Annotated in this window: 20 protein-coding genes; 10 read left to right on the top strand and 10 right to left on the bottom strand. The window is 54.4% G+C overall.

Annotated elements, in window-relative coordinates; genetic code table 11:
- Positions 1-29: 29 nt before the first annotated feature.
- Positions 30-308, top strand: a complete 279-nt coding sequence (locus tag EUU25_RS07460) for an NADH dehydrogenase ubiquinone Fe-S protein 4 (protein ID WP_158899727.1) — start codon at positions 30-32, stop codon at positions 306-308.
- Positions 309-486: 178 nt separating this feature from the next.
- Here the strand turns inward: EUU25_RS07460 and EUU25_RS07455 are convergent, their stop codons facing one another.
- From EUU25_RS07455 to EUU25_RS07435, 5 genes are all read right to left on the bottom strand, one after another.
- A complete protein-coding gene (locus tag EUU25_RS07455) occupies positions 487-900 on the bottom strand; it encodes a hypothetical protein (RefSeq protein WP_158899725.1) in 414 nt (137 codons plus the stop codon).
- A gap of 299 nt (positions 901-1,199) precedes the next feature.
- The gene (locus EUU25_RS07450; protein WP_158899723.1) at positions 1,200-1,718 is read right to left on the bottom strand and encodes an NUDIX hydrolase; all 519 of its coding nucleotides are present in this window, start codon (positions 1,716-1,718) and stop codon (positions 1,200-1,202) included.
- On the bottom strand, positions 1,715-2,404 hold the full coding sequence (locus EUU25_RS07445; protein ID WP_158899721.1) for a TPM domain-containing protein: 690 nt from the start codon (positions 2,402-2,404) through the stop codon (positions 1,715-1,717). The genes EUU25_RS07450 and EUU25_RS07445 overlap by 4 nt, the downstream gene beginning before the upstream one ends.
- A gap of 12 nt (positions 2,405-2,416) precedes the next feature.
- Positions 2,417-3,220: a TPM domain-containing protein gene (locus EUU25_RS07440; protein WP_158899719.1), complete on the bottom strand. Its 804-nt coding sequence runs from the start codon at positions 3,218-3,220 to the stop codon at positions 2,417-2,419.
- 23 nt (positions 3,221-3,243) lie between these two features.
- Positions 3,244-3,852, bottom strand: coding sequence for a LemA family protein (locus EUU25_RS07435; RefSeq protein ID WP_158899717.1), 609 nt, complete (start codon positions 3,850-3,852; stop codon positions 3,244-3,246).
- A gap of 155 nt (positions 3,853-4,007) precedes the next feature.
- Between EUU25_RS07435 and mscL the strand changes: the two genes are divergently transcribed.
- From mscL to EUU25_RS07395, 8 genes are all read left to right on the top strand, one after another.
- Positions 4,008-4,424, top strand: coding sequence for a large conductance mechanosensitive channel protein MscL (mscL, locus tag EUU25_RS07430; RefSeq protein WP_158899715.1), 417 nt, complete (start codon positions 4,008-4,010; stop codon positions 4,422-4,424).
- 55 nt (positions 4,425-4,479) lie between these two features.
- Positions 4,480-5,733, top strand: coding sequence for an SAM-dependent methyltransferase (locus EUU25_RS07425; protein ID WP_158899713.1), 1,254 nt, complete (start codon positions 4,480-4,482; stop codon positions 5,731-5,733).
- A gap of 46 nt (positions 5,734-5,779) precedes the next feature.
- On the top strand, positions 5,780-6,982 hold the full coding sequence (locus EUU25_RS07420; protein ID WP_158899711.1) for a serine hydrolase domain-containing protein: 1,203 nt from the start codon (positions 5,780-5,782) through the stop codon (positions 6,980-6,982).
- A gap of 149 nt (positions 6,983-7,131) precedes the next feature.
- Entirely contained in the window at positions 7,132-8,241 is a 1,110-nt protein-coding gene (locus EUU25_RS07415) for an ABC transporter substrate-binding protein (protein ID WP_158899709.1), read from the top strand.
- 3 nt (positions 8,242-8,244) lie between these two features.
- Positions 8,245-9,159 (top strand): ABC transporter permease, encoded by a 915-nt coding sequence (locus EUU25_RS07410; protein ID WP_222848836.1) that lies wholly within the window; start codon positions 8,245-8,247, stop codon positions 9,157-9,159.
- Positions 9,159-10,001, top strand: a complete 843-nt coding sequence (locus EUU25_RS07405; protein ID WP_158899707.1) for an ABC transporter permease — start codon at positions 9,159-9,161, stop codon at positions 9,999-10,001. Before EUU25_RS07410 ends, EUU25_RS07405 begins: the two co-directional genes overlap by 1 nt.
- On the top strand, positions 10,001-11,131 hold the full coding sequence (locus tag EUU25_RS07400; RefSeq protein ID WP_158899705.1) for an ABC transporter ATP-binding protein: 1,131 nt from the start codon (positions 10,001-10,003) through the stop codon (positions 11,129-11,131). Before EUU25_RS07405 ends, EUU25_RS07400 begins: the two co-directional genes overlap by 1 nt.
- A 3-nt stretch (positions 11,132-11,134) precedes the next feature.
- Entirely contained in the window at positions 11,135-12,031 is an 897-nt protein-coding gene (locus tag EUU25_RS07395; RefSeq protein WP_158899703.1) for a hypothetical protein, read from the top strand.
- Positions 12,032-12,034: 3 nt separating this feature from the next.
- Here the strand turns inward: EUU25_RS07395 and EUU25_RS07390 are convergent, their stop codons facing one another.
- From EUU25_RS07390 to EUU25_RS07370, 5 genes are all read right to left on the bottom strand, one after another.
- On the bottom strand, positions 12,035-12,826 hold the full coding sequence (locus tag EUU25_RS07390) for an FKBP-type peptidyl-prolyl cis-trans isomerase (RefSeq protein WP_158899701.1): 792 nt from the start codon (positions 12,824-12,826) through the stop codon (positions 12,035-12,037).
- A gap of 72 nt (positions 12,827-12,898) precedes the next feature.
- Positions 12,899-14,287, bottom strand: coding sequence for an aspartate aminotransferase family protein (locus EUU25_RS07385; protein WP_158899699.1), 1,389 nt, complete (start codon positions 14,285-14,287; stop codon positions 12,899-12,901).
- Positions 14,288-14,458: 171 nt separating this feature from the next.
- Positions 14,459-15,196 carry a gamma-glutamyl-gamma-aminobutyrate hydrolase family protein gene (locus EUU25_RS07380; RefSeq protein ID WP_158899697.1) on the bottom strand — a complete coding sequence of 246 codons (738 nt, stop codon included), beginning with the start codon at positions 15,194-15,196 and terminating at the stop codon, positions 14,459-14,461.
- Positions 15,193-15,507, bottom strand: a complete 315-nt coding sequence (locus tag EUU25_RS07375) for a hypothetical protein (protein WP_158899695.1) — start codon at positions 15,505-15,507, stop codon at positions 15,193-15,195. The genes EUU25_RS07380 and EUU25_RS07375 overlap by 4 nt, the downstream gene beginning before the upstream one ends.
- Entirely contained in the window at positions 15,504-16,670 is a 1,167-nt protein-coding gene (locus EUU25_RS07370; protein WP_222848835.1) for an isovaleryl-CoA dehydrogenase, read from the bottom strand. Before EUU25_RS07370 ends, EUU25_RS07375 begins: the two co-directional genes overlap by 4 nt.
- A 106-nt stretch (positions 16,671-16,776) precedes the next feature.
- Here EUU25_RS07370 and EUU25_RS07365 point away from each other — a divergent pair, with 106 nt between their 5' ends.
- Entirely contained in the window at positions 16,777-18,015 is a 1,239-nt protein-coding gene (locus EUU25_RS07365) for an NAD(P)/FAD-dependent oxidoreductase (RefSeq protein WP_158899693.1), read from the top strand.

The following is an 18,015-nucleotide window of genomic DNA, read 5'->3' as shown; positions in this document are numbered from 1 at the left end:
GACAGCAATCCCATAGTCAGGAAGTTCCGATGTCCGCACGTATCTATCAGCGTCCCAAAAACGCCATGCAGTCTGGAAAAGCCCATACGGACCTCTGGATTCTTGAATTCACGCCGTCGGAACCACGCAAGGCCGACCCGCTGATGGGCTGGGCCGGATCGGGCGACACACAGGTGCAGGTGCAACTGAAATTCCCGACCCTCGCCGCCGCACAAGCCTATGCCGCGAAAAAGGGCATCCACGCCACCTTCATCCCAACCCCGCCCAAGACCCTGAAGATTCAGGCTTACGCGGATAATTTCCGCTAGGGTCGGTCGGTCCTCCTCCGCCTTCTTGGGCTTTGGAGGGTGGGATTTGCTAGAAGGAATAAGGGAAAAAGGAAGAAGGCGTTGTGCCGCCTTTTGCGGTGGGCGCGGCTTTTTTATGTCTGGTTTTCCCGAATCGTAGTTGGATGCGGACTTTCGGGATTCGACAACATTGCGGACATCAGAACTTTCGGCTCGAGGCAAACCAGATGATAGCGCAGATGCTGCCGTAAATCGCGCCTATGGATATTCCGGAGGGAGTGAGGTATGAAAGCACCGCGTAGAGAAAACCTACGCCTAGGGCGGCTCCGACAAGGGCATAGATTAGCCAGTTTTCCAATCCAAGACGGCGTAGCAAGTAGGAGGTCGGGAAGCCTACAATTAGCAACGCCAGAAGAATGAACGGTATTGTCAAAGCATATGAGAATATTGCCTGAGTGACCGACGGCTCTGCGGCGTAAGCTTCAGGATCAAAATACTTCCTGTAAAGGAAGTTTAGCACCGCTCCGATAAATGCAGTTAATATTGCAGTCGCAAGCAATCTTGACGCGACCGAAATTGATTGTTTGCCAAGACTGTAGGGTCGGATCTGCATTTAAGAATCAATACCCAAGAAACGGTCGAATGTAACGTCAGAAATCCACAACATTCCAGACATTCCCGATAGTTTTTGAGCGCGCTCAAACCTGCCGTTCGTTCAGGGTGACGATAAAAAAAAGGCCTCGCACGTCTGTGCGCGAACTCCCCCTCTCCAACTTCGCCTAGGCCTGAAGGCCAAGGCTACATATCCTCTCCCCAAAAGGGGTGAAGGAAAGGAGCAACGCCTTCTTCCTTTTTGCCTTTTTCCTTTTAGCGAAAAAACGAGGCGCAACCTAAAGGCCCAACCGCCCCTGCCTAAAACACCATCCCCGGCAACATCAGCAACTTCACATCCACCACACAGCCTTCGGCCCGCTTGTCGGCGACAAAGGCCGGAAGCTGCGCAAGCGCCACGCGGTGGACGATGATGTTTTCGCCGTCGACCCCGCCGCCATCACCGACCTTGGTCAGGCCCGCGGCGCGGACGAGGGTGAAGCTTTCGCTGACCATGCCGGGGGAGGAGAAGAATTCGCCGACGATGTCCAGCTTGCCGGCGCGATAGCCGGTTTCTTCCTCCAACTCGCGTGCGGCGGAGGTGAGGGCGTCTTCGCCGGCGTCGTGATCGCCGATCAGCCCTGCGGGCAGTTCGATGCAGGATGTGCCCAAGGGCACGCGATATTGTTCGACGAGGAGGACATGGTCATCCTCGACCGCCAATATGACGGCGGCCTTTATGCCGCGTGCGCGGGAGACATATTCCCATTTGCCTGTTCTTTTGGCGGTGATGAAACGCCCCTGCCACATGATTTCTTCAGGCTCGGCATCGGTCGTCATAGTTCAATCAATCTGTCGGGTAACTCGTTTGGATTTTCATGGCCCTTGGGGAAATGTTCGGCAAGAACAATGCCCATTTGCCGCACGGCTTCGGCCATGCCTTCGCCCGGCTGTCCGGCCTTGACCCGTTCAATCAAGGCGACCATCGCATCGCCCCAGATTTCGGGGGTGACCAGCTTGGCGATTTCTTCATCGGCCACGATTTCCGCACGATGTTCCTTCATCGACAGATAGAGCAGCACGCCGGTGCGGCCCACGGTCTTGGCTTCGGTGCCGACCTTGAACAGGCTGATTGCGCGGGCGCGGACCCGGGCCATCTTGATGGCTTTGGGCGTGAGGGCAAGACGCAGCGGCAGCCATTTCAGGATCAACCATGTGCCCACCCATTTGAGGGCCATGGCGACAAAGATCATCGCCATGATTTCGCCCGCGCTATAATCATGTGCCCAGCCACCGGTCACGCTGTCGACAAGGCCCAGATAGAAATCGGGGAACAGGCCATAGGCCGCAAAGGCGAGGAACGCGGCAACGCTGGCCCAGAACAGGCCGATATCTTCATAATGGTCCGACAGGTCGGTGACGATCGTGACGATTTCGCCGCTTGTATGCAGTTCCGCGGCGGCAACCGCCTCGGTCACGCGCATATGGTCGGCTTGTGTCATCCGGTTTATTTTATGTAAGGCCATATCGTCCGCTCCTTACCAGCCGCCCGATGCGCCGCCGCCGCCGAAGCCGCCGCCGCCACCCGAGAAACCACCAAAGCCGCCGCCTCCGCCGCCGCCCCAGGAGGAGCCGCCACCGCCGCCCCAGTCGCCGCCACCCCAGATGATGACCGGGCCAACGCCGCCGCGCCGGTGCCTGCGCCCGCCGCCCTTCATGCTCTGCATGATGGGTAGCAGGACGAAGAAGAAGATGAAGAGAAGGAAGATAAGGGCGCCCAAGGGGAAGCCTTCGTCATCCTTCTGGTTTTTCTGCGCTTCGGCGGCCACTTTCGCGGCTTCGTCCGCAGGCAGTTCCAATTGCGTGACAATGCGGTCGACACCGGCATTGATGCCGCCGGGGAAATCGCCATCCTTGAAACGGGGGGTGATGTCGTTGCGGATGATGGATGAGGACAGGCCGTCGGTCAGTATGGGTTCGAGGCCGTAGCCGACCTCGATCCGCATCTTGCGCTCATTGGGCGCGACGATCAGGATCGCGCCGTTATCCTTTTCGCTTTCGCCCTTGCCATCCTGTCCGATGGCCCAATGCCGTCCGAGGCGGTAGCCATAGTCGGATATCTCATAGCCTTCGAGGCTGTTCAATGTCGCGACCACGAGTTGCCGGTTGGTGCGGGTTTCCAGACCTTCCAGCTTGGCGGTGAGCGCGGCCTCTTGCGCGGGGTCGAGCAGATTGGCCTCGTCCACCACACGGCCGGACAATTTGGGAAATGTCTGCGCGAGCGCCGACTGGCCGGTTAGGACCAGTAGCGCCGCGACGAGAAGGCCGATGGCCTTTTTCATTTTTATTTCCTAAGCGAGAAGGATTAGCCGGTTGGCGCCATATCAAGCTGGGGCGCGGCTTCTGCGCCCGGGGTGGTCGCCTGATAGGGGATCATCGGCTTTGCGCCATGGATGACCTTGGCACCGATGATGTCCGGGAAGGTGCGGATCGTCGTGTTATAGGACCGGACGGCTTCATTATAATCGCGCAGCGTGATGCGGACGCGGTTTTCCTGACCTTCCAACTGGTCCTGCAGCTTCAGATAGCCTTCCTGGCTCTTCAGCTCGGGATATTGTTCGACCGACACCAGCAGGCGGGACAGGCTGCCCGAAAGCTGGTTCTGTGCGGACTGGAACGCGGCCATCTTGGCCGGATCGCTCAAATCATCGGGGTTGACCTGAATATTGGGCGAAGTCGCTTTGGCGCGTGCCTCGATAACTTCGGTCAGTGTCTTGTTTTCCTGCGCAGCGGCACCCTTGACCACATTGGCAAGGTTGGGGATCAGATTGGCGCGTTCCTGAAACGCGGCCTGCACATCGGCCCATTTGGCTTTCGCATTTTCCTCAGCGGTCGGAACGCTGTTGATACCGCATCCGGCGAGTGACGCCGCAGCCACGGGAACCAAAAGAAATTTCGCAAAATTGGTACGCATCAATGGAACTCCTCTGACAGGCGATATGCCCAATAGAACACGAAGGCCGTGTATTACTCATATAAGGCGCGTGAAGATTTTACGCAATGACCGCTATCGTTTCTTTGCGAATTATGACATTTCGGCGCGGGGTTTTTCAAAATGGGAGTTTCATTATGTTGGGCGAATTCAAGGCTTTTATAGCACGTGGGAATGTTCTCGATCTTGCGGTCGGTGTTATTATCGGCGCAGCTTTCGGGAAAATCGTGACATCGATGACCGAAGACCTGATCATGCCGCTTATCTCGCTGGCAACCGGTGGCGGTGTTGATTTCAGCAGCAAATATATCGTGCTGGGCGGCGCAGACAAGGTGACTGCCGGTATGTCGTTGGCTGATGCGAAAGCCGCAGGCGCAAATCTGTTCGCTTATGGCAGCTTCATCACTGCGCTGATCAACTTCGTCATCCTGGCATTTGTCATCTTCATGATCATCCGTCAGGCGAACAAGGTGCTTCCGCCGCCTCCTGCGGCGACGGGTCCGACCGATGTCGATTTGCTCACCGAAATCCGGGACGAATTGCGCAAGAAGTAACTCTGCGGTGTTGGAGTAATTGCCAAGCGGCATAGGCTGTAGCATAGGCGCGGGCATGAATGCTCCGGAAGTGAAAAGAGGCCGCCATTTGACCCGCGCACGGGGATTGCGCGCGTTGACGGGCGGCCTTTTTGCGCGCGGCTTTGACCGGATAGTCGACCGTATCGATCGCGGGTTCGACTTTGGCACTGTCGAAGGCGTGTTGCCCGACGGTTCGGTGCGGATCGTCGGCGGCCGTGGCCCGGGGCCTGTGGCGCATATCACGATCCACCATTGGAATGCGCTGTTCCGGCTGGTGCGCGGGGGCTCGATCGGCTGGTACGAAGCCTGGGCGGCGGGCGAATGGAGCAGCCCTGATCCGGTTTTGATATTTGACCTGTTCATGCGTAACCGTGTGAAGCTCGGCAATGTGGGGCGGCCGTCGGGGCTGGCAAAGATTGTGGGCAAGATCGTCCACCGCCTGCGCGACAACAGCCGCAGCGGGGCGCGGCGGAATATCGAGGCGCATTATGACCTCGGCAACGACTTTTACGAGGCGTGGCTGGACCGCAGCATGACCTATTCGAGCGCGCTCTTTGCCGAGCCGGTTTTGGCGGACGAACCGCTTGAGGCGGCGCAGGCGCGCAAGATCGAAACGCTGCTGGCGCGGTTGGATTTGAAACCGGGGGATTCGCTGCTGGAAATCGGCTGTGGCTGGGGCAGTTTGGCGGAAATAGCTGTACAAAAACAAGGTGTTAAATATCATGGCATCACCCTGTCGAGCGAGCAGAAATCCTACACCAACGCCCGCCTCCCAACCCCTGCCGAAGCTTCAGCCGAGTTAACAGACTACCGGGATGTCACCCAAATCTACGACGCCATCGCCAGCGTCGAGATGGTCGAAGCGGTGGGGCAACGCTACTGGCCAGACTATCTTGCAACCCTGTCCCGCTGTCTAAAACCCGGCGGCAGGGCGGCCATCCAATATATCCGGATCGAAGACGATGTCTTCGAAGCCTATGCCAAAGGCACCGATTTCATCCAGCACTATATCTTCCCCGGCGGCATGCTGCTGTCGGAAAGCAGGTTCAGGGCACTCTCCGAAGCCAATGGTCTGGAATGGCGCGACCAACATGATTTCGGCCTCCACTATGCCGAAACGCTCAAACGCTGGCGGCAGAGGTTTGACGAAGCAATTGAAGGCGGCAGACTCCCCGGCGGCTTCGACGAAAAATTCATTTCACTATGGCGCTATTATCTGATGTATTGCGAAGGAGGATTCCGCGGCGGAGGTATCAATGTTGCGCAGGTCACATTGGTCAAACGCTAAAGCGACGCTGGCGGGATGATAGAGAAAACAAAAGGGGCGGGACGCGATGAAAAAACTGATATTGGCGATACTTCTTATTCTGGCAGGCGCAGCAGGAGGTTTCTGGGCGACTGCCGATGACGATATGAAGGCGCTGGTATCCAGCATGCCGACTGATGCAAACGTCCTGTTCTGGAATACCGCCCAACGCGACGCCGCATTCCGCGCCATGGACCGCATCCCGATCCTTGCCAAATCGCACATCATCGAGTCGGGAGACGATGTGTACCCGCTTCCCAAAGGCGCCCCGATCACAATCGGCACCGATGTCGACGCTTATATGAAAGCCCAACGCACGGCCGGCCTGGTCATCGTTCAAGACGGTAAAATCCGGATGGAAAAATATGGCCTGGGATTCACCGGCAACGGAAAGTGGACCAGTTTCTCGGTTGCGAAATCCTTTACCTCAACACTGGTGGGTGCTGCGATAAAGGATGGTTATATCAAAAGCATTGAGGACAAGGTTTCAACATATATCCCCGACCTTAAAGGTTCGGCTTATGACGATGTCACCATCAGGCAATTGTTGACAATGACCTCGGGCGTCAAGTGGAACGAGGATTATGCCGATCCAAAATCCGATGTTGCCTTGTTTAACCAGCATAAGGCGAAGGACGGCATGGACGTGACGGTCAGCTATATGCGCACTTTACCCCGCGAAGCACCGGCCGGAACCAAATGGGTTTACAAGACAGGCGAAACCAATTTGATCGGCGTTCTTGTAAGTTCGGCGACCAAGAAAAACCTGTCCGAATATCTTTCGGAAAAAGTCTGGGTGCCTTTTGGAATGGAGCAGGACGGTAGCTGGCTTCTGGGGTCCACTGGACATGAGATCAGCGGATGCTGCATCCAGGCATCGACCCGTGACTATGCCCGCTTTGGCCTTTTCATCATGGGCGGTGCGAAGGTCAACGGTGTATCTATTGTACCAGATGACTGGATTGCTCCTGCAACATCCACGCAGGCCGACATTGGTGCGCCTGGCAAAGGCTATGGCTATCAATGGTGGACCTATGACGATGGCAGCTTCGCGGCGCAGGGAATTTTCGGGCAGGGAATCTTTATAGATCCTGCGCGCCGTCTGGTTGTCGCATCGAACAGCAATTGGCCAAAGGCGACCGATCCGAACACTGTCGGAAAGCAACGCGAAGCCTTTTATAAAGCCGTGCAAGCGGCCGTGGATGCAGAGACAAAACCGGCGGCCGAATAACTTTGCTGCACCGCACAATTATTGCTGTAGCGAGACATAATATTACGTCGGGGTTATCCATGCAAAGGTCGGAAAAAAGGGGCTTTTCCTGAGGGATATTTTGGTCCAGCATGCACCTATAAATCGATAGGGTCAGCTGGAGAAAAAAGATGGACTTCAAGACATTTTTGCACGCAGGAAGCAACCGCCGCGCGATGTTGAAAGGCATGGGCGTCGCTGCCGTGGGCTTCAGTTTAACCGGCGCGCTCGCCGGATGTGGCGAAAAGAAAGCCGAGAAGTTGGCCAATGGCGAAGAAGCCAAACTGAACTTCTATAACTGGGACACCTATATTGGTGAGACTACGTTGGAAGATTATAAGGATAGCTCAGGCGTTGACGTCAATATGACGTTGTTCGCCAGTAACGATGAACTGTTCGCCAAATTACGAGCCGGCAATCCGGGCTATGATGTCATAGTTCCTTCGAACGATTTTGTGGAACGTATGGCAGCGGCCGACATGCTGATGGAGCTCGACAAAGCCCAGATTCCCAACTTCAAAAATGTCGCCAAAGACTTTCAGGATGTTCCTTACGATCCCGCCCGCAAGCATTCGATGCCTTACACATGGCTTGCTCTCGGCATCGGTTACCGCAAGTCGAAGGTCAACGGTGTCCCCGACAGCTGGAAAGTGCTGTTTGATAGCGATGAGTATAAAGGCCGGATCGCTGTATTATCCGAAGCCGGAGATATGTTCCGTTTATACGGCAAATATATGGGCAAGTCCGTCAATGCACTTACCGACGCAGATATCAAAACCATTGAGGCGATGATGATCAAGCAGAAGCCAAGCATCAAATCCTTCCATGAAGATAACGGACAGGACCTTCTTTTGAAGGGTGAAGTCGATCTGGTTCTCGAATATAATGGTGACATTGCTCAAGCAATGACCGAAGATTCCGACATTGGCTTCATTATTCCCAAGGAAGGAAGCCAGCTCAATTCCGACAATCTGTGCATTCCGAAGGAAGCGCCACACCCCAAAAACGCCCACGCATTTATCAACTATCTTCTGGATGCCGAAGCCGGAAAAAAGATTACAGAAACGATCCTATATCCTACGCCAAACGACGCGGCCAAGGCTTTGATGCCGGAAGAGTATAAGAGCAACGCGGTCATTTTCCCGCCAGCGGACGTGCTTGCGAAATGCGAATATGCGAAGTTCAACCCAGAGCTTCAGCCAAAATATGAGGAGGCCTTCACTCGCGTGCGGGCGGCCTAACCGGTGGCGGGGGCGTTGCAAGACTGGAAAAGCCAGAAAAAACCTTTCGCCGCTATTGCGTCGGTGCCGGTGTTCTGGCTCGCCCTTTTCTTTGTGGCGCCCATGGCTATCGTCTGGCTTTACAGCTTCGGCCAGAATGCAGGGCCAGCCGATATTGCGATTTCAGGAACGCTTGAAAATTACAAGCGCGCAACCGAGTGGTTGTATCTGTCGATCTTCCTGAAAAGCCTTGCGGTTGCGGCGCTTACTACTCTGATTTGTCTGATTATTGGTTTTCCGGTTGCGATGGCTATCACATTCGCGGCTCCCAAATGGCGCCCATGGCTACTGCTTGGCATCATGCTGCCTTTCTGGACCAATTTGCTGATCCGTACCTATGCATTGATGGCTCTCATGGGCACGAACGGATATATGAACAAGGGACTGGGTGGCCTTTGGGAAGGGGCAAGCTGGCTCCGCACTTTAGTTGGCATGCAGCCATTGGAGGCTTGGACGCCGGTTCAGTTGCTCTATAACAATTTTGCTGTCATATTGGGGCTGGTCTATGTGCACCTGCCATTCATGGTACTGCCACTTTATTCCGCACTTGATCGTCTGGACAAAAGTCTGATTGAAGCAAGTCTCGATCTTGGGGCAGGGCATTTCAAAACTTTCATGCAAATCGTGGTGCCGCTTGCGGCACCGGGCATTGTTGCCGGTGTCATGATTACACTCATCCCTGCGTTGGGGGCGTATTTGACACCCGACCTTATGGGCGGGACCGATAGCCAGATGATCGCCAACGTCATCGAACGGCAATTCAAACGCGCCAACGATTGGCCTTTCGGTGCAGCGCTTTCGTTCCTGCTAATCTACGCCATGTTCATCCTGATTGCCTTGCAATCGATGAAAGCGAATAAGACGAAGGAGGTGCGCTGATGGCTTTTTTCCGTTCTGCACCTATCGCACCGCTTGAATACACCCGAAAGCTATGGATGCGCAGCTGGGTCGGCCTGACCATGTTGTTTCTGTATGCGCCGTTGCTTGTGTTGATGGTGTTCAGCTTCAACGACAGCAAACGCAACGTCGTCTGGAAAGGTTTCACGCTTAAATATTATGAAAAAGCGCTCAATAACGACAGTCTGGTGGAGGCACTTGTCAATTCCTTGACCATAGCTTTCCTGGCGACCGTCGTGAGCCTTGTCATAGGTGCTTTGGCAGCGGTGATGCTCTGGCGTTTCCGGTTTCCATTTAAGGGCCTTATCGAAGGCACCATGTCGCTGCCGATCATCGTTCCTGAAATCTGTCTCGGCGTTGCGTTCCTGATCTTCTTTGCCAAGGTAGATTGGCCAACCGACCTCATCTGGCCGCTCAACCTGTCCGCAATTACCATAGCCCACATTACCTTTTGCTTCCCCTTTGTAGCGATGGTTGTGCGTGCACGGCTGGCGAGCTTTAACAAGGAAGAGGAAGAAGCAGCCAAGGACCTGGGGGCAACCGAGTGGCAAGCCTTTCGTGATGTCCTCCTGCCGCATATCAAACCCGGCCTTGTAGCAGGGGCGTTGCTGGCGTTCACGCTCAGCCTCGACGATTTCGTGATCACATTTTTCACCAGCGGCCCGGATACGATTACATTCCCTGTGAAAGTCTATTCCATGGTGCGCTTTTCGGTCACTCCTGAAGTAAACGCCGCCTCAACATTGCTCATCCTATTGACCGTCATCCTCACCTTCATTGCGCTGAAGTTGCAAGGGGTGAAGGGTATAGCGGAGACCCACTAATGACCGAAACAAAACAGCCCATCATTCAGATCCGCAACGTGTCGAAACGCTTTGGTAAAGTAACGGCGGTCGATAACATCAGCCTCGACATTCTAGCTGGCGAGTTCTTTGTGCTGCTTGGCCCGTCTGGCTGCGGCAAGACGACCCTGCTGCGCATGATTGCGGGGTTTGAAATGCCAACCGAAGGGCAGATCATCATTGACGGTCAGGATATGAGTTTGGTGCCGCCGAACAAGCGGCCCGTGAACATGGTGTTCCAAAGTTACGCGGTGTTTCCACACATGAATGTTACCGACAATGTAGGCTATGGACTACGCATTGCAGGTGTCGCCAAGGGTGAAATACGAGATCGCGTGGCGGAAGCACTCGAACTCGTCAAACTGGGTGGATTCGAAGATCGCATGCCCGATCAGATGTCGGGTGGACAGCGGCAACGCGTAGCCTTGGCGCGGAGCCTCGTCATGCGGCCCAAAGTTCTGCTTTTGGACGAACCGTTATCGGCATTGGATGCGAAATTGCGCGCTCAGATGCAATTTGAACTTTCGGATTTGCAGGACAAGGTCGGGATTACATTCGTTACCGTCACGCATGACCAGGATGAAGCGTTATCGATGGCCAGTCGTGTCGCTGTCATCAATAAGGGCGAAGTCGCGCAGCTCGCGGGACCTTCAGATCTCTACGAATATCCCGCCAACCGCTTCGTTGCTGACTTTGTTGGCTCGGTGAATATCTTTGAAGGCAAGCTCACTTTGGATGAACCTGACAAGGCGGCTGTCGACTGTCCCGGGTTGGGCAAGGTGTATCTCAATCATGGCGTGACAGGGCCTCATGGCGCTGATGTGTGGGTGGCATTGCGGCCGGAGAAGATATATCTGCACGTACCGGGTGAAGGTAAAGCCATCCGCGCCGCCGCGCAGGATGCACCGGACGGGCATAATTTGGCGCGGGGCACCATCAAAGGCATGAGTTATTTGGGCGACATCACCCTCTATGAAATCCAATTGGAAGGCGGGCAAATTATACGTGTTTCACGCCCCAATCTGTCACGGCACGATCAGGAAGACTTTACGTGGGACGACAAGGTCAGCATGCATTGGCGCGCAGACAGTCCTGTCGTTTTGCTGAGCTAATCTTTGAACCGCTCAGTAGCGTTTATTTCTTTAGTCGGCGTATTGGCGGCCGGACATGCCCTCTACGCCGAACAGCCTCCAAAGATATTGGAACTCAGCGGGGACTTTACAGTCCCACTCTTGATCGAAGGCAGGCCGATGCGGCTTCGGGTCGATCCCGATATCGGCAGTAGCCGCGCCTTGAATGCACAGGCTGCGCAAACACTCGGCTTAAAAGAGGGAATGATAAGGGGCGTCCATATGGTTGGCCCCGTGAAGTTGATTGCCGGTTCGCGGACAATCAGCATCGACTATGGCATCCAAAAAGCAAAAGACAGGGTGTTCTGGTTTTTTGACCGTGCCGCATCCCCAGTAGGGGACGGGATCATTGCGCCCACCGCATTACCTTATGACATCGTCATTTTTAAGCTTCGGGCGCCGATGACGGATGAGCAGCAATTTACTCTTCCGCTGAGCTCCAATGGACGGAATGCCCTGCTCACGGTTGGGACAGCGCAGATTGCAGTGGGCTTCAACCTCTTGCGAGAGGAAACATTAGCGACGGCATCTACTGGCAATCTGATTGCAGCTTCATTTAAGGGGGCTTTTGCAGAGAAGCAAAAGCTCGCGATGATACGCTTCGGCGTCGAACGGCCGGTGCGTGCAGTCAAGCTAGGGCTACCCTTTGATGTTGGAGGCCGTAATCTTAACGAGATACTGGTCCGGGTATCTGACTTCGGTGATGCCTCAGACATTCCTGAAACGCAGCGGGGCGATGAAGATGAAATTGTGGTGACGGCCAAGTCAAAGAAAAAGCCTAACTACAGCATGGCCCTAGGTCGGGCCTACCTTAACGGATGTTCTTCATTGACCTATGATTTCAAGGCTAAATTGGTGCGCATGTCGTGCGTCCCAAATTAGCTCTTACTCCGTGGCAGGAGCGGGGCGCACATCAAGCAGATCGACCCGAATGTTTATCTCAGGCTCGCCCGCTATCGCGCCATCTTCGGTTTTCGACTTAGGCAAGCAGAAGGTGTAGCTTGACCCGACCTTCATCATCTTGAGTGCCTCGACAAATACCGCTGTTGCCTGTGATAGTGGAATTTTTTCCCATTCCCTCTTTTCAAGGGAAGCACCCGTTTTGCCGTCAAAGGTGGTGAAGTCGACCAAAGCCATATCGGTTTCGGTCGGCGTTTTGCCATTGCCTTGCTTGATCGCCAGATAACCCAGTCCCGACCCGGTCGTATTTGAACAGGCACGCTCAGCCAAGGGGACCACTGGCTTAGGTGGCGGCGTAGTAAAAGACAGAAGATCCACTTCGAAAACAAGATCTGCATTCGCAGGTATGGGGCCGGTCCCTGATTCACCATAGCCAAGCTTTGATGGAATGCAGAGGCGATAGCTGCCCCCGGGCTGCATTAATTGCAGGCCTTGTGCAAAGCCCGGAATGACTCCGCCGACTTTGAATTCTACACTCTGGCCAGAATCAAACTCTTTGCCATCCGCCGTCAGCATGCCCTTGTAATTGACTTTTACCTTCGCGTCCGCTCCGGGCCGTTCGCCTTTGCCCGCTTTGATCACCGTATAAGATAACCCCTCAGGTGTCGCGATTTTACAGGAAAGCACAGGTGGTTTTGGTTTTGCCGGCTTTGGTGCCGCGATTGCGGGAGTCGACAAAAGCGCTGTGACGAGAAGGGTCGAAAGTATTTTGCTCATGTCACGGTCGTAACGCCTCATTGATGTTTGTCCAACAAGGATTATCCCCATCTCATCGAGATGGGGATTGTCTCAGATCGCGCGCAATTTTGGTTCAGCCTCGTCGAGCGACTTCCCGATAATGCCTACTAGGTCGTCAATCTGGGACGTTGAGATGATCAGCGGCGGACACATAACGATGCTATCGCGGATTCCGCGAACCATAAGACCATTGCGAATGCAAATATCACGAACCAGTGGCCCTGCTGTTCCTTCGGCACCACCAAATCTGGCTCCGGTTTCTTTGTCAGCGACAATTTCAACGGCACCGAGCAAGCCGACAGAGCGGGCTTCACCAACCAAAGGATGGTCGTTCAGCTTGGCGAGAGCTTTTGCCAGATAGGGTCCGGTTTCGTTTCGTGTGCGTTCGACGAGCCCTTCACGCTCCATGATTTCAATATTTCGCAAGGCCACTGCGGAAGCGACGGGATGGCCCGAGTAGGTGTAGCCATGTACAAAATCCCCACCGGTTTTCATGACCGATATGATTTCCGCGCTGACGGCGACAGCGGAAATTGGCAGATAACCTGACGAAAGACCTTTTGCCATCGCGATGATATCAGGCTTAACGCCCATTGTTTCATGACCCCACATGTTGCCGGTCCGTCCAAAACCGCAGATAACTTCGTCGCAAACCAGAAGGATGCCATACTTCCGGCAAATTGCTTCGACCTGGGGCCAATAATTGGACGGTGGAATAATCACACCACCAGCGCCCTGAACGGGTTCGCCGATGAACGCCGCGACATTCTCGGGTCCTACTTCGATAATCTTGTCTTCAATTGCTTGCGCACAGACGTTCCCGAACTCTTCAGGCGTCATGTCGCGGCCTTCATTATACCAATAAGGCTGACGAACATGTTCGATGCCCGCAAGTGGCAATATGCCTGGGGCAGGGAAGCCCTGTCCATGCATCGCTTTCATACCGCCCATGCTCACGCCTGCGACTGTTGAGCCATGATAGGCATTGTGCCGGCTGATAAAGATTGTTCGGCTGCTTTCACCCTTCACTTGCCAATAGTGGCGCACCATTCGCAAGATGGTGTCATTCGCTTCCGACCCTGAACTGTTAAAAAAGACATGAGGTAAGCGACCGTCTGTGAGGCTTGCAATTTTGTCGGCGAGCAAAACGGCGGGCGGGTTAGCGGTTTTGAAGAAGCTGTTGTAATAAGGCAGTTCCAGCATCTGTTCACGCGCAACTTCAGCCAGTTCATCGCGTCCATATCCTACATTGACGCACCACAAGCCCGCCATGCCATCCAATATGCGATTGCCGTCGCCGTCATGGATGTAGCATCCGTCGGCGTGGGTTATGATGCGGCTACCACCAAGATCTTCAATTTCCTGCCAATCCGCTTGAGCTGGAAGGTGGTGGGCGATGTCGAGGCGACGAAGTTCTGCGATGTCGTAATTGCGGGGCATAATGGTGTCCTTTTGAAATGGGTTTGTGCGAAAACACAGAGTAGCTGCAGTCGGGCGGTAATTACGGAGAGCAAAACTCCCCATCTTTCCCGACATGGCGTGATTCAAAAGGATGTCAGGGTGAAAAGCCTATCCGCGCCTGGTAGCGGTTATAACGGGTCACGCAACGGTTCATAACTCCCCTCTTAACGCCTTTCCCAGCAGGTGAAAATAGGTTTGGGAATCCGGGTCATTTTCTGTGCCCCATTCCGGATGCCATTGCACGGCAAGCAAGGGTGCGCCATTGGGGCGGGCGCTATACGCTTCGATCAGACCATCGGGCGCGCGCGCTTCAACCGACAGACCTTCACCCAGCTGACCGATGCCCTGATAATGGACTGAGTTTACATTCAGACTGGCTTTTGAATAGGCCGCCTCAAGCAACCCACCCGCAACAATCTCAACGGGATGGCGGTGGCTGAACATTGCGTCGAAACTAACGTCATCCGGCGCATGATGGCGGATCAGATCGTCGCTTGCGCTTGTGTCGCGCCGTAATGTCCCACCCAAAGCCACATTGATTTCCTGAAATCCGCGGCAGATACCAAAGACAGGTTTTTGCGCATCAATCATGCGAGCTACCATCGATAAAGCGATTTCGTCACGCGCGTCGTCGAAGGGGCCTTCGCCGCCATCCTGGTTATAACGCCGCGTTGCGACATTGGACGGACTTCCGGTTAGCAATATTCCGTCCAACCTAGGGACCACTTCGGCAGCGGACATCAAGTCCGGCAGAGAGGGTACAATGAGCGCGGCTACATTCGCATAGGCCATTGCCGCGCGGATATAGCGATCCATGACAGCCTGCGCGCTCTCGGTTCCAACAGTACGGTTGCAAGCGATCACGCCTAACACAGGTCTGGCGATCATTGACGGGTTTCCTTTACCACTTCCTGTTTCGCTTGATCGGCTATTTCTTCGGCCTTTTTGATTTCCAGTTTCTTCTTCCGGCTGATCAAAAACTGCCAAACGCCGAAAAGATTTATGAGTAATAACACCGCATTTTGGATTGCAAGTGGTGTGCCATCTTTTGCGGTGAGACCGGCATAAACCCACAAACACGACACGATCGAAAAAAGCAGAAAGCCAGTCCCGGTAACCCGCCGGCTATAGTCGGCAGCTACCATTGTCGCCGCTAAAATGGTGCCAAACGCTGCGATCCATTCGATTGGGCCATTCATGCCGCGCCGATCAGCTCGCGCCCGATTAGCATGCGTCGAATCTCATTTGTTCCTGCGCCAATGTCGAGCAGCTTTGCATCGCGAAACAGACGTTCTACCGGCCAATCCTTTGTGTAGCCTGCTCCGCCTAGAGCTTGAATAGCCTCTCCAGCGACCTTCACCGCATTTTCCGAAGCGAGCAGAATCACCCCAGCTGCGTCAAAACGGGTAGTTTGGCCGGCATCACAAGCGCGGGCAACGGCATAGGTGTACGCACGCGCCGAGTTTAGTGCGACGTACATGTCTGCGACTTTGCCTTGCATCAATTGAAACGCGCCAATGGGTTTGCCGAACTGTTTACGCTCACGCACGAAAGGCAGAACGACATCAAGACACGCTTGCATGATGCCGAGTTGTAATCCTGCAAGGACCACACGTTCATAATCCAGCCCGGACATCAGAACACCAACTCCCCCATGCAGTGGTCCGATTATCTGTTCTTCGCTGACAAAGCAGTCGTTGAAGACAAGCTCAGCCGTTGGCGATCCGCGCATACCCATCTTGTCGATCTTTTGACCGATCGAAAAACCATCCATTCCCTTTTCGATGAGAAAAGCAGTGATACCCCGCGAGCCGGCTTCCGGCGACGTCTTCGCATAGACTACAAGCGTGTCGGCATAGGGTGCGTTGGTGATCCAAAATTTTGTACCGTTCAGAACATAGCCGCCTTGAACGGCGTCCGCCTTTAATTTCATGGAGACAACATCCGACCCGGCACCTGCCTCGGACATCGCCAAACTGCCGACATGTTCACCTGATATGAGTTTTGGGAGATATTTTGCTTTCTGTTCAGGCGAAGCCCACCGCCGAATCTGGTTCACGCACAGGTTGGAATGCGCACCATATGACAATCCGATAGATGCAGACGCGCGGCTGACTTCTTCAACGGCAACGACATGCTCCAGATAACCAAGTCCAAGGCCGCCATCCTCTTCCTCAACCGTAAGACCGTGTAGCCCGAGATCGCCCATTGCGGTCCAAAGCTCATCACGGGGAAACCAGTCATCGGCGTCTATTTTAGATGCCAAGGGTGCGATTTTGTCGGTAGCAAAACGCTGTGTTGTGTCGCGGATCATCTCGGCATTTTCGCCAAGGGCAAAATCTAGATTCATATGTGTTGTCATGCCGATGTCCTGCCATCTATTTGGCTGTTCCGCAAGCTTAGGGCTGGCTATTCGGCTGCCATCTGCTTACCGCTTATGCAACGAATGGGAATAAGGATGCGGTTAAATGCAGCATTATGACGTGTTGATTGTCGGTGGTGGCCACAGTGGTGCACAGGCGGCAATTGCGCTGCGCCAGGCGAAGTTTGAAGGTAGCGTGGCGATCATCGGAGATGAAACTGAATATCCCTACGAACGCCCGCCACTGTCCAAGGACTATTTTGCAGGGGATAAGGCATTTGAACGTATATTGATCCGTCCTCCCGCATTTTGGGCGGAGCGTTCCATCGATATGCTCATGGGGAGGCGCGTCGAAAGCGTTGATCCTGTCGCGCAACAAGTTGCATTTTCTGATGGCGAACAGGTCGGCTATGGCCAACTGGTTTGGGCAACAGGTGGCTCTCCGCGTCGGTTATTGTGTGAAGGATCACAATTGGCGGGCGTACACGTCGTTCGGAACAAGTCCGATGTTGATGCAATGATCGGCGAACTTGACGATGTTGCCCGTGTTGCGATCATCGGGGGCGGCTATATCGGTCTTGAGGCAGCGGCTGTCCTGCGTAAAATGGGTAAGGAGGTGGTCGTCCTTGAAGCGTTGGATCGTGTTCTCGCCCGCGTAGCAGGCGAAGAATTGTCGCGCTTTTTCGAAGCGGAGCATCGCGCCCATGGGGTGGATATCAGGTTAGGCGTAACTGTCGAATCGTTGACGGGTGACGATTATGTGGATGGCGTCCAACTCGGCGATGGCGAAGTTATTGCAGCACAAATGGTCATTGTGGGGATTGGTATCATTCCGGCAGTCGCTGCTCTTTTGAACGCCGGTGCTGCGGGTGGCGCAGGGGTAGATGTCGACGAATATTGTCGCACTTCACTCCCCGATATCTATGCAATCGGAGACTGTGCTGCGCATGCCAACAGCTTCGCTGGTGGCGTGATTATGCGTGTCGAATCTGTGCAGAATGCGAATGATATGGCGAATGCCGTAGCCAAAAGCATCACTGGCGAACTTACAGCTTACCACTCTGTGCCGTGGTTCTGGTCAAACCAATATGATTTGCGCCTGCAGACTGTGGGTCTTTCGGTTGGCTACGACGATCATGTCGTAAGAGGCGATCCTGCGGCGCGAAGTTTTTCCGTAATTTACTTGAAGAGCGGGAAAGTTATCGCTTTGGATTGTGTAAACATGACCAAAGACTACGTGCAGGGCAAAGCCTTGGTCACGGAGGGAGCGCGCTTTACAAAAGAGCAATTGGCCGACACTTCCATTACACTGAAAGAGTTGAGTGCAGGCACGGCCAGCATCTGA

The organism is Sphingorhabdus lacus (genome assembly GCF_009768975.1).
GTDB classification, from domain to species: domain Bacteria; phylum Pseudomonadota; class Alphaproteobacteria; order Sphingomonadales; family Sphingomonadaceae; genus Sphingorhabdus_B; species Sphingorhabdus_B lacus.
Note: the sequence above shows the minus strand (reverse complement) of the source record. Positions and strands in the feature narration are given on the sequence as shown.